The sequence below is a fragment of the Aquipuribacter aurantiacus genome (assembly GCF_051216895.1).
GTDB lineage: Bacteria > Actinomycetota > Actinomycetes > Actinomycetales > JBBAYJ01 > Aquipuribacter.
The window spans coordinates 1-12,149 of record NZ_JBPKAO010000008.1 but is presented as its reverse complement, the minus strand read 5'-3'; the positions used below and the strand labels follow the sequence as shown (position 1 = coordinate 12,149).

Here is a 12,149-nt window from a genome sequence, read left to right as displayed (position 1 = left end):
GAGACGTTGACCATCGTACGCGTAGACCTGAGCCAGCTCGGTGATACAGAACTACTGCGTAGAAGCGGGCGAACACGTCAAGTGCGTCAAGGCGGGGGTCCGTCACGTCGTCAGTATGCGTGCTTGCAGATCCCCTGTCAGTCCGTCTTGGACGGTCCAGAAAGTGCACCCATGTGCGCATCGACGGGTACCGCTGACCTCCCGGCGCGTCACTCTGCGTATCCGACGGGTCAGACCCTCGTCAACCAAAGTTCGTGACCTGAGCGACCGCGCGGCAACTGCTCGGGCTGACCGACGTCGGTCGGACTGATCGACGGCCCACCCGCCGATGCAGTGCTCATTCACCTTTTCCGCCGCCCCATCGCCGCCGGCCTCGATTGCCCACCAGGGCACCGTTACCCAGCTAGTGGTCGCCCTCGCAGCGGCCGTGCCCGAAGGCTACGTGGCCCTGCCTGGGGCGAACGTCTCCCCGAACGACGGTCTGGACGGCTTGATCCAGGACGTGGTGGTCCTGCGCTCGTAGGATGTCCTGCACGTTCACCCCCGGGACGTCATGCTGGTCGTCGAGGTCGAGGGTCACCCACCCGACTTCAGGACCGCTTGGTCGAGCCGTCGGTGTACGCGGTCTGGCGGATCCGGAACTCCTGGCGCGTGACCAACGGCGGCGTCGTCACCCAGTTGCTGAACGGGTCCGTCTCCGAGGAAGTGACCCCCGACGGCTGGCTGGCACAGGTGGACCGCGCCATCACCGACCCCTGAGATGCAGCCACAGGCGGCCCACGCTTGTCGCCCTACTCGGGCCAGAGTCCTCCTTCCGGAAAGCCTCGTCCGTTGACGATCTCGCCTTTGCCGCCGGCCACGTCGAAGAGGGCATGGTCGGGAAAGTGCGGTCGCGCCCGGCTGGATGGGTCCCTGCCGCCTCCCACGTCAAGGAACCCAAGGGGGCTGATTATCTCGCCGTTCGAGGCGGTGCTGGACGTGCCGACCCGTGCCGCCGGGGCTCTCGACTACCGCAGCGTGTCGGCGCACAACGCCGTCCCGGTCGCGACCAATCAAACCGCCAGCGATACGAGCAGCCCCAGTTGATCACGACAGGGCGTGCTTGAGTGCGCGCTGGCGGGGGCAGTCGCGTTGTTGGCTCTAGTTGGCCGGCAGGTCCACCAACTTCTTGTCCGACTTGGACAAGTTGCAATACCGATGCGCCAGAACACCGTTTCCCGGCGTAGTGGCCCCACCCTTGCTGTGCGGCTCCTCATGGTCCATGTGCGCATCGTCGACAGACTGGATGCGCTGGTGACAGATTCCGCAGGTTGGATCAGTCTCGAAGGCAGTCTCCTTCTGCTTAAGCGTGAATAGGCGTGGCCCTTGTGATTGATCACCAAGCACGTCGTCGAGCATCTGCTTCCACAAGTCGAAGCGCCGCTCCACCCGCTTGAACTCCGAGATGGTATGGCTAATCAGGTCCGAGAACTCCGGGCTACACATCAACTCGATGCCAGCCTCGCGGATTGCATCCGCGTTCCTGACGTACAAACCCTTCTGGTGTCGATTAAAACCCCAAAGTTGCACATCCATCAGGGCGCGGTTAATCTTCGTGTCCCAGGTCCCCTGAGGGGCCTCGTCTGTTCCCGCGACGAACCGACGGCAGGCGCGATCACCGAAAACAGTGTGAGCTAATTCAACGGCCGTCTTGAAGTCTCGTTTCGCGGCCTTCTCATCCTTGTCCTTGTACCCAGCACCCAAGGCCATCTGCTTGTCGAGGAACTGCCCGGTCTTCTTGTCCGGGTGTGCCGCGTACTTTTGATCATGGAAGGCCATGAAGCGAAGCACCAATTCAACGTCCACCATGCGAGGGTGCCGCTTCTTTAGGTTCAGCAGCTTCCGCCACGCGGAGTCTTCGGAGAGGGCTTTCAACATCTCGTTGTACGGCCCGCGCCAAACGCAGTTCCTCAACTCCTGGTCATTGAGGCTGACCGACCCCTCGTTGAGCCGCTGGAACATCATGAAGCGAACCTCGGGGTCGGATTCCTTGCGGATCTTTACGACCCGAAGGGCATAATTTTCGATCCTCTCTTGCAGATCGGCGCCCAAGCCGCCAAACTTCTCACCGTCGATTGAGGCGGCGACTCCGGTCAGGGCAAACTCACCGTTCATATACCTGAAAATGGCAGTCAGTCGCTGCTGACCATCGACCACGACGGAGCTGTTATCCGGCTCCTCCGCGAGGTACACCTGCGGGATCGGGAGATCAAGGAGGATCGACTCGATTAGCGCGCTCTTCTTCTGAGTCGACCAAACTTCGTACCGTTGAAAGTCAGGCTGAGTGTCGAGACGCTTCTTTAGGTACTGACCATGCAGGCTGGTCAGCGTCGGCGACGTCTCGTCCTTGTACATCAGACGCGGCCCGGTGGGGTCCGGTTTGGTCGACTCTGGGACGGGCCCGTCAAGTTGCGGCGCAACGTCGTCACTCGGCGGCTCGTACAGGTGGAAGTGATCCCTGCCCGCTTGGCAATTAGGGCACTCGAAGGACTCCGGTTGTGCATCCAGATCCACGCCACCGAAGCCGCTAGGCTTATATCGGTACCGGCACACGTCGCAGTCATAAAGGTTCACGATGTCGTCAGCCATTCACTCCTCCTCCAGCTCCCGAGACGATACAGCGAGAAGTCAGCGCGGGGCGTCCCCCTTCCCGGGGGGGCCGGTCGAGGCGGCGTCATGCGGCCGACGAAGGAGGGCTCAACACCCACGGCTCTCGGTGCGACTTCCCCCTGCCGCCCGACGCGCATGTCCTGACCTTCGCCATTCGCGCCGCTTGGAGGCCGCACGGACGACGAGGAGCCTTCGCTGCTCAGACGGGTGATCGCCAACTTTGCAGCCGCAGACGCGCGATGGGAGCCGGAGCCCAGCCTGACGTCCGGAGCGGCCGTTGACCGTCGCCGGAGCCGGTCGTCCCGATAACCGGCCCTCGACCGGCGCGACCCGCCCCCGGGCGGGGGTTGCGAGCCCCGTTGTCGACCGCGGGAGGCGGCGAGCCCAAGTCCGGCTGGCGATCGTCGTCGGACGAGGGTGCTCAATCCGCCCCATAGGCAGCTACAGGTGGCTGACCGCTGGACTGCTCGACCATGCCGAGCAATCGTTCCAGCTCGTCGAACTCGTCATTGGATGGTCGATGCCCCCAACTCCGTTGAGCGGCGGCCCGAGCCGCTGCAGCGTGGCTCGCAGACCCTCTTGAAGCAAGTGCAGATCGACGAGCTCGAACCCACCGATGAGGGAGTGCGCCGGTGGACGTTTACCGGCTGCCGGCCTCAGGTAGTGGACGAGGCAGTCGGCGAGCTGACCGGCCTCCTCACGCTCCCCAAGCGCATCCGATGCGTCCAGCGGCAGCCGCGAACCGACGGGTGCCGTTGACACTGGTGACGCGGGAGCGGGCCAGGGCGCCGAGGCCGAGATGGCGGCGGCCTTCGGTTCACTCGCCTGCTGCTCGGCCAGGACCACGCCGGACGAGTCGGATGAGGCTGGTGCGGTCGGGGAGGATGTTGACGACGTCGGCGCGGCGGCGGATCTCGCGGTGGAGGCGTTTGGCGGGGCGGTCGGACCAGATCTGCCACCAGCTCTCTCTCGAGAGCTGGTGAAGGCGAGGACGTCGGCGCGGGCGGCCTCGAGGTGCTCCGCAACGTGTGGGAGCCCGTCGTCCAGGGAGTCCTGGACCCGGTCGAACTGCGCGGGGCCCGCGGCCGCGCCGGACTGGTCATAGACGATGTGCAGCGACGCCTAGCCTGAAAGCATGCGGGGGACGCATCGTGACGGAGTCGGTGTTCCCGGAGTTGGCCCCCAACGGCGCTCGGCGTGCCCGCGCGACCTCCCGCCGTCCGTGGGACGGTTGTCGTGGCCGGCTACGGTGAAACCGTCCGGGCATCGGGTCGTGGTTTCGCGGGCCGCGGGGTGGGCTTTGACGTCCACGCCGTCAGTGACCCGCATCGCGAGGACGGTGGCCAAACCGTTGTTGACGTAACGCCTGAGGAGGCGTGCTACCCCTCCGCCGTGCCAGTCAAAGTCGGCGCCAAACGCGGAGATCGTCTTCGTCGAACGTCCGGCGCCTGATCAACGAACGACAAGAGTGGCCCTAGGGCCGACAGATGGCGTCCGGGCTGCGATGCGGCTTGGTGTCGGCTGGTGTCGAAAGACGCACTTGTGTTCAGCGGCCGCCGCAGGGTCTGACCTGCACGACGTCGAGGTGGCTGACCTGCGGCTGGTGGGTGCAACGGGACACCGCACCGGTGCCGTTCGCGCATGCCGGTGGGAGGCTAAGGCTCGGGTCGAGCCGTGGGTCCTCGTCCCACATGAAATCTAGCGGGCAGTTCGGTCGCGTTCCTCGGCAATGACAGACACCTCGGACTACGGTGCTCCGATGACCACTTCGGGACCTGTTCCAGCCGCGGGACGAGCACTCAATGACGTCGAGTCATTCGGGGGGACGGCGGCGGAGGACGACGACATTGAGCGCTTCTTCGTCAAGACGCCCACCTTCACCGACATCATCGAAGGCAAAAAGCACTTGGTTGTTGGACGAAAAGGAGCGGGCAAGACAGCTCTTTACCTCGCCGTGCGCAACCAGGCGCGGAGTGAGGGGAAGTTGTCGAAAGGCCTGACTTTCGCGCAGTACCCGTGGGCGGCTCACTACAGGTATGCCTCACCAGACGTCGACACGACGGAACGTTTCGTGGCGCCGTGGACTTTCCTGATTTTGATCGCAGCGTGGTCTGAAATTTGTGCAGCGCCGCCGCAGTACCTTAACCGCCAGCAGAGTAAGGCTGTGGGAGAAGTCAGAGAGTTCATAGAGAACAACTATGGGACGACAACTTTGAATTTCAAGTCCGTTTTCCCGTCTGGGGGACTCAGGCTGGAGGCTCTTACCGTCGCTCCATCAGCCACGGGGGTCTCCGGCGGTAGCGCGGATTTTAGGCGTGAAACGCAGCAGTTGGGCGGCAGCTTGTTACGCATAAACGAATGGATGGAAAACAAGCTCCGTTCCGTTAGTGACGCGTTGGCTGACACCTTTATCCTTTTTGATGAACTGGATCTCGGTTTCGACGCCAGCAGTCAAGACCACCGTGACCGGACAATCGGGCTACTGTTGGCCATGCGTGGCTTCATCTCCGGAGTGACTCGTTCAGGGGTGCCCATACATCCTGTCGTGTTTATCAGGAGCGATATCTTTAACCTCTTGCGTTTTGAGGGCAAGAACAAGATTGTGAATGCAGAGGCCATCGAACTGGAGTGGCACGACGACCTCCGGCACTCCGGAGCAAGCCTCAAGCACCTGCTGGACTGGCGCGTCAAAGAGACGCTAAAGATAAGGCACATCGATCAAGCGTGGAACTACGCTTTCGATGCGCAACTCGCCCGCGGGACTCAACACAAGTTTCAGCACATGACCTTCCGGACATTCCGCCGCCCGAGGGACGTGATTCAGTTCGCAAATATGGCTCTGTTGGCCGCGCAAACTCGCCATCGTGACCGCGGCGTCCCAGACGAGGACCCACGGATCTCAAACGAGGACTTGAAGAACGCGCGAGTCCCGTATTCGACATACTTGTTGCGAGAGTTGGACGACGAAATTCAGACTGTCGACGCGAATTGGACCCAGTATGTCGACGTGATCCGAGAAGTCGGTGCCTCGAAATTTTCTCTCGCAGATTACCGAAGGGCCTACGACAAGCGCGTGAAGAAAGAGAAGATAAATCGGTCAGCGGAGGGGTGCTTAGAATTTCTCTATCTATACAGCGTTATCGGGTTTCAGAAAGCCGTCACCGGGGCTGGCATCACTCAACAGTTTCGGTATCAAGACGAGAGCGTCACGTTCGACATCGAAGCGCCCTGGTTCCACGTGCATCGAGGACTCAAGGAGACGCTGGGTATCACTGAAACTCTCTGAACCAGTCGGACCGAACGGCCTTGCGCCGCACGCGCAAGCCGCCCCGTGCCAGCGCTGCGGGGAGCGCGGACTCGCCTTGACGCGGGTCATCCCGGCAGTCCGTGAGGTCAGTGGCGCTCGAAGCCAGGCAGCTCCGCGGTTCGACAGGGGCGCGACGCGCCTCTCCGCGCCGAGGCGACGCCTGGGCTAATGTGTCCAGTGTGGGGTCCCCTGTGCCAAGCATCGCCGCCGTTGACCTGTTCTGTGGAGTTGGTGGTCTCTCGTTGGGGCTGCAGCAAGCTGGCGTAGACGTGCGCGCTGGTGTTGACGTAGACCCTGCCTGTCGGTTTCCGTACGAGCAGAACCTGAGCGCGGAATTTCTGTCAGCCGATGTGGCGACGATCGGCGCGGAGGACCTTGCCCCGCACTGGGTCGGAGACTTTCGACTGCTGGCGGGATGTGCACCCTGTCAGCCCTTTTCCAGCCACCGCCGCGGTGCCGACACCAGCGGCGAGGAGAACTGGTCCTTATTGACTGAGTTCCTCCGGCTTGTCCGGGAATGCACGCCAGATTTCGTAACTATGGAGAATGTGCCGCGGTTGCGAAATCAGCCAATTTTCACGCAGTTCATTGCCGATCTGCGGACGATGGGCTTCGCGGTGGACGCGGGTATCTTACACGGTCCGTCCTACGGACTGCCGCAGAATAGGCGGCGATTGGTGTTGTTGGCGTCGCGCCATGGAGTTATTAGGATACCACCGCCGAACGCGGATTCCTGTCTGCCAACTGTTCGTTCAGCGATTGGCCACTTGCCGCCAATCGCCAACGGAGAGACCGATGGCGAGGATGCCTTACACATCGCGCGACGTCTCAACGCAACGAATCTGGAGCGTCTGCGGGCGTCTGTTCCGGGCGGTTCATGGGAGGACTGGCCGGAAGACCTAAGGGCGCCGTGTCATCGAAAGGAAAGTGGCCGCAGTTTTCGCGCCTTCTATGGGCGGATGAGCTGGGACGAGCCCGCCCCAACGATCACTACCATGCCGTTCAACGCTGGAACCGGGCGATTTGGGCATCCGGAACAAGATCGGACCCTGACCCTTCGTGAAGCAGCGATTTTGCAAGGCTTCCCTGACGATTACGCGTTCGTCGCTCAGGGCGAGACGCCATCCATGAGTTCGGTAGGGAGATTGATCGGCAACGCAGTACCGCCTGCCTTTGGCAAAGCTATTGGACGACAATTCTTAGGCGCGGCTTCGAAGCTGCAGGAGACCGCATGAGTCAAGAGAGTCCCTTCGAGTTCAAGGTTGACTTGGCGGTCGTCGAATCCCTTGGGATGAATTTGTATAGCAACGCGGCTGCAGTTCTTTCTGAGTTGGTCGCTAATGCGTGGGACGCAGACGCCAACACAGTAAGAGTGAACTGGGTTGACGCGTCGGAGTCGATTGTTATTGAGGACGATGGTCGCGGTATGTCACTCCAGCAACTCAATGATCGGTACCTCACGGTTGCCTACAAAAAGCGAGAGAACGAAGGCCACGAGTCGCCGAGACACCATCGGCCGTTCATGGGTCGAAAAGGCATTGGCAAACTGTCCGTCTTTTCCTTGGCGCGAGAGATTGTCGTTCTTTCGGCAGATGGAACTGAACGCAACGGCCTAAAGATTGACGTAGACGCACTGAGAAAGCATATTGACACCAAGACTGTGTACAAGCCCAAGCGGGTGCCCGTGCCGGACGACTTGCCGGCGGAGGGAACCCGGATTGTTCTTCGGGGCCTAAACCGTAAGCGCACGGGTGTCAGTGTGACGGCGCTACGGCGACGCTTGGCGCGCCGTTTTGATGTACTTCGTTTCGCTGACGACGCGGAGGATCGGTTTGATATTTTTATAGATGGCAAGAAGGTCACCTATGCCGACCGGGAAGATTTGAAGCGGCTTGAGTACTTGTGGCAACTCGGGGACGACGAGTTGAGTCCTGGAACCACCCCCAAGGTCAAGCGGCGTTGGCTATTCGAAGACAGTTCGGTTGCCGGCAACCCACTATGGAAGTTGGAGGGTTGGTTCGGCACTGTAAGAACTCCTGACGAGCTGAACGATGAGGAAGACGACCAGGAGTCGCTTCGCAATATCCTCATACTCGCGAGGCGTCGACCAATCCAGGAGGGTATTCTGGATCAACTCGATTTCAACAAGCTGTTCGCCAGTTATGTGACGGGTCAGATACGCGCCGAGTTTCTCGACCTGGACGATGGCTCGGACGACATCGCTACCAGTGACCGGCAGCGGCTCATCGAAGACGACCAGCGTGTTAAAGGTCTGCTGGAGAAACTTCGGGAGATGTTCAACACTGCTGCACAACAGTGGTCCGATGAGAGGCCAAAGCAGAAGTTCATAGAGTTGACCGCCAAGCACCCGATTGTGAAGGAGTGGGTAGACAGGCGGCCTGAGAGTCAGCGCGACAGCGCTCGGAAGGTCATCAGTGCCGTTGCTGGACTACACCTCGAAGACGAGGCTGAGAGAGTGCCACTCTACAAGGCCAGCATCTTGGCGTTCGAGCGGATAGCGCTGGAGAAGAGCGCCAAAGAGCTAGCGCAATTTGCAGACGGTCTGTTCGCTGTCGATCTGTTGCCCTTGCTGGCCACGGCGCGCAGTTACGAGGATGCCCTATATATTCAGATTCTTCGATCGCGTTTGGAGGCAATAGAGAAACTTGAGGGGATGATCAATAAGGACGAGCTCGAGAAGGTGCTGCAGAAGCACCTCTTTGATAACATGTGGCTTCTCGATCCCTCATGGGAAGGCGCTACGGGTGATGCAGACATGGAGATTGCACTCAGTCGTATTCGTAGGGGGCAATTGTTCTCGAAGTCGGAAGTAGACAACCAAAAACAGGGCCGAATCGACATACAGTATCGATCGGCCGCCGGAGTCCACATGATCGTGGAGTTGAAGAAGTATCGACGCAAGGTATCGCTGGACGATTTACGCATTCAGGGTGAGAAGTATCACGAAGCTTTGAGTGAAGTTCTGCGAAAGCAAAATGAACCGGTGAGGGAGGTGTCTGTCGTTTTCGTTCTAGGGGAAGAACCCCGAGTTCCTTACAGTGGTGAGCAGCGCCCAGAAGAGCACGTGGCACGGCAACTGCAGCACATCAGTGGCAGGGTTCTTTACTATGACGAGTTGCTCGCCACTGCTCAGAAGCGGTACAAGGATTACCGTGATCAGAAGGCAGACGTGACCGAGTTGGACCAGGTGCTGCGGGCCCTGGAAGATGGTGCTGACGATTCGGAGCCATGAAATCATGGTACGGGTGGACCGGAAAGAGCCAGGCGGTTGGGGGTGATGCTCTTGCGCCAGGTGAAGGGATTCCAAAACGCTAATTTGGGGATCGTTCTTTGAAATGCCCTTCGCGGCGACGCGGCCGCGGGCGGTTGAAGGGGTTGACTAATCGAGACGCGGCGTGGGGGCGCTCCTAATTAACGGCTGCGCTGGACTGTGTCGCAGGCGGATCTTCCCCGTTACCACCCTCCCCGGGGGAGAGGGAGCTGATGGCGATGCTCCCGTCGTGCCATAACTCTGAGGTCGCCCACCGCGCCCGTACGCTGCGGTAGGTGGTCGGCGAACTTCCTTGCACTTCGACACTAACCGCGCCAGCGCCGCCGGCGCCGAGGTCGTCAACGGACCCCTCAAACTCGACCGCAGCGTTATCTGAGGCCTCCGCAGCTGCGGATACTCCTTGTTGGCGCCGGACTCGCGGACCTGAGACTCTCACGCCACCAGAAGTACCAAGAGCCCGCAGGTCGGAATGCTGTCGTGCCAGGAGTCCACCAGTTGGTGGTCGACGAGAAGCGGCTTAGGAAACCGGCAGGGGGAGTGCCGCAGCCTGCGTGTCGCGTCCTGCTTCGCAGGTCAGGGGGCAGGTGCTGTGCGTTCCCGGGCGTCGCAGTGCGGTCGTGTGCGGGTGCATCTGGCACGCATCTGGCACGGGCGAGCACCTTGCCTGCCCGGGCTGATCGTCCCCGGCGGTCCGCTCGCGTGGTCGGGCTGTGACGGTGCCGCCGCCGCGCCGGGGCTGACTCGACGTGCCTCAGTGCGGGCCGGCGGGCCGGCGGGCGGGCAGGGGGCTCAGGCTGTTTGGGTGATCTCGTCCCGGGTGATCTCGGCTTGCCCCAGGTGCTGGCTGAGCTCCTCCAGCACGTGCAGCAGCACCCCTCGGCACGTGCGGGTCCAGAAGTCCTCGCGTCCGGGCGGGACGGCCACCGGGGGAGCGTTGAGCCGCGTGGCCCGGACGTCGTCGATGAAGGCCTCTCGGGTGGTGGCCGCCAGGCGGAGGGCGTCGGCGACGGGCATGCGGGCGGTGAACTCGGCGTCACGGTCGCGCGGCACGGAGACTCCCCGGTTGACGGTGCTCGACCAGCGTCGGGTCATCCCGCAGCAGTGCACCAGGACGGCGACGAGTGAGTTCGCACCGGGACGGTCCGGGCGCCGGTTCGCGGCATCGTCGTCCAGAGCCCCGACCAGCGCGACCAGCGCGTCCAGCTTCTGCAGGCAGAACGCCATCAGCACGTCCCGCTCGGAGTCGTCCGTCTCGGTTGCCGGGCCCGCAGCGACGGCGGTGGCTTCGACTTCGACGAGCTGGTCGGGGTAGCCCAGTGCGGTGACGCCGAGCAGGGTGCTGGGTGGAGTGTGCGGGGCGAGCGCGTCACGCACGACGTCCCAGGCGGCGACGAGGTCGGCCGGGTCGACCGACGCCACGTACACCGTCGTGCGGGCCACGTGCTGCAGGTCGCTGCCGGCCTCGCGGAGCGCCGCGCGCAGGTTGGCCATCACCTTCTGGGTCTGGGCGGTGACGTCGCCCGCCGCGACCACCACGCCGGCCTCGTCCAGGGGGCACGCCCCGGCGGTCAGCACGAGCCCGGCGCCGGGCGGCACGGTCGCCGCGTACGCGTAGTCCACGCCGGGATACAGAGTCGATGAAGGCACTGACGGCACATGAGAAGGCACGGCACGAGGCTATGGCCGGCCCAAGTGTGCGCGACGGTGCCGGCGCCGCCCCGGGGCGGCGCCGAGCGTTCTGGGGCAGAAACTTCGTGCCCTGCTGATCACGAGGACCCCGCCCCTGCCCTGTTCAGGTGTGGAGGGTTGCGCCGGGTGTAAGGGCGGACAAATGGGTAGTGACACACGCCTGTTGCGGGTCTACATTCGCAACCGTCGCTCATGCCGGGGAGGGACCATGAGGCGAAGCAAGATCGTCCTCCTACTCGGAGTCATGGTCCTCGCCGGCTGCGCTGAGGACGGCGGCTCTGACGAAGGGCTGAACCTTTCGACTCCACCCACTTTATCGCCTGCGACCGCTTCCCCACCCGCGTCGGCAGCCCCGACAGACGCCGTCCCCAGCGTCGAACCCAGCCCGCCGGCGGAGACTGCGACCCCCGAAGAGGCGGCCGTGCTCGACGCCTATCGAGCGTTCTACGTCGCTCTTGATCAAGCCCAGGCCGATCCCCAGAGCTCCCAGACCCACCTAGATCCAGTGGCGACCGGCGCCCAGCTGGAGCAAGCGAACGGGGCCATCAAGGCCAACCTCCTCGCAGGGGAGGAGAGCGTCGGCACCCCGGTTCTACGCCCCGTGGTCTACCTGCTGGAGACGGATCGAGCGGTGGTCCGTGACTGCCAGGACACCACGGCGGTCGTGCGTCGAGACATCGAGAGCAAGGAACCTCTAATTGTGGGTCAGGATCCCGATTCCCTAGAGGCGACGCTGGTCCAGGTCGATGGTGTCTGGAAGGTTGCAGCGACCAACTTCCCCGATGACCCAGGGGCGTTCTGCTGATGGGCGTCACGGGCGCGACCAGGATGCTGGCGGCGCTGCTCATGTGGTTCGTGACGAGTGCCGGTGCGGCCGCGGAGCCCAAGGTCGAGCGCGGGGGTGGTGACTCAGGGACAGTCGGGACAGAGATCTTAACTCCGGCGGCGCCGGGCGCATCGGGCGGTTCCAATCCCGGTCGGGCCTCGACCGTTGGCAACGTCGGCCAAGCCCCCTGCACTTACCGGCCGTTGACGCCGGCGGAGTCGGTCGGGGTGGGGGCGACTGTGGAGGCTGGACCGGACGGTCCTCGCACGGGCGGTCAGTTCGTGCACCAGGACTGCTCGGCGTCGGGCGGCGGGCGGCTGGTCCTCTGGGTGCCTGACGGTGCTGGCGGTGCGGCTCCTGCTGGTGTGCCACAGGTGACGCCCGGG

The 12,149-nt window shown here is 62.7% G+C and carries 7 protein-coding genes and 1 pseudogene; 5 read left to right on the top strand and 3 right to left on the bottom strand.

Features of this window, described 5'->3' with window-relative positions; all coding sequences use genetic code 11:
- The first annotated feature begins 600 nt into the window (after window positions 1-600).
- Entirely contained in the window at window positions 601-759 is a 159-nt protein-coding gene (locus ACR80Q_RS11770; protein WP_435377808.1) for a hypothetical protein, read from the top strand.
- A gap of 381 nt (window positions 760-1,140) precedes the next feature.
- Here the strand turns inward: ACR80Q_RS11770 and ACR80Q_RS11765 are convergent, their stop codons facing one another.
- Both ACR80Q_RS11765 and ACR80Q_RS11760 read right to left on the bottom strand, forming a co-directional pair.
- Window positions 1,141-2,628, bottom strand: a complete 1,488-nt coding sequence (locus ACR80Q_RS11765) for a GmrSD restriction endonuclease domain-containing protein (protein WP_435377807.1) — start codon at window positions 2,626-2,628, stop codon at window positions 1,141-1,143.
- A gap of 718 nt (window positions 2,629-3,346) precedes the next feature.
- A pseudogene (locus ACR80Q_RS11760) lies at window positions 3,347-3,771 on the bottom strand (transposase); the annotation flags it as partial.
- A 637-nt stretch (window positions 3,772-4,408) separates the two neighbouring features.
- On the opposite strand from ACR80Q_RS11760, the gene ACR80Q_RS11755 reads away from it, so the two are divergent.
- The 3 genes from ACR80Q_RS11755 (at window position 4,409) to ACR80Q_RS11745 (ending at window position 9,209) form a co-directional block, all read left to right on the top strand.
- Window positions 4,409-5,935: a P-loop ATPase, Sll1717 family gene (locus ACR80Q_RS11755; RefSeq protein ID WP_435377806.1), complete on the top strand. Its 1,527-nt coding sequence runs from the start codon at window positions 4,409-4,411 to the stop codon at window positions 5,933-5,935.
- 212 nt (window positions 5,936-6,147) lie between these two features.
- Window positions 6,148-7,191 carry a DNA cytosine methyltransferase gene (locus tag ACR80Q_RS11750; protein WP_435377805.1) on the top strand — a complete coding sequence of 348 codons (1,044 nt, stop codon included), beginning with the start codon at window positions 6,148-6,150 and terminating at the stop codon, window positions 7,189-7,191.
- Window positions 7,188-9,209, top strand: a complete 2,022-nt coding sequence (locus ACR80Q_RS11745) for a BbrUII/HgiDII family restriction enzyme (RefSeq protein WP_435377804.1) — start codon at window positions 7,188-7,190, stop codon at window positions 9,207-9,209. The genes ACR80Q_RS11750 and ACR80Q_RS11745 overlap by 4 nt, the downstream gene beginning before the upstream one ends.
- Window positions 9,210-10,037: 828 nt before the next feature.
- On the opposite strand, the gene ACR80Q_RS11740 is transcribed toward ACR80Q_RS11745, so the two are convergent.
- Window positions 10,038-10,868 (bottom strand): Rid family hydrolase, encoded by an 831-nt coding sequence (locus ACR80Q_RS11740; RefSeq protein WP_435377803.1) that lies wholly within the window; start codon window positions 10,866-10,868, stop codon window positions 10,038-10,040.
- A 277-nt stretch (window positions 10,869-11,145) separates the two neighbouring features.
- Between ACR80Q_RS11740 and ACR80Q_RS11735 the strand changes: the two genes are divergently transcribed.
- On the top strand, window positions 11,146-11,742 hold the full coding sequence (locus tag ACR80Q_RS11735; RefSeq protein ID WP_435377802.1) for a hypothetical protein: 597 nt from the start codon (window positions 11,146-11,148) through the stop codon (window positions 11,740-11,742).
- The last annotated feature ends 407 nt before the right edge of the window (window positions 11,743-12,149 follow it).

Excerpts from the sequence above, each read along its gene's own strand:
- ACR80Q_RS11765 (WP_435377807.1), bottom strand. The coding sequence starts at position 2,628 with ATGGCTGACGACATCGTGAACCTTTATGACTGCGACGTGTGCCGGTAC.
- ACR80Q_RS11755 (WP_435377806.1), top strand. The coding sequence starts at position 4,409 with ATGACCACTTCGGGACCTGTTCCAGCCGCGGGACGAGCACTCAATGAC.
- ACR80Q_RS11745 (WP_435377804.1), top strand. The coding sequence starts at position 7,188 with ATGAGTCAAGAGAGTCCCTTCGAGTTCAAGGTTGACTTGGCGGTCGTC.
- ACR80Q_RS11735 (WP_435377802.1), top strand. The coding sequence starts at position 11,146 with ATGAGGCGAAGCAAGATCGTCCTCCTACTCGGAGTCATGGTCCTCGCC.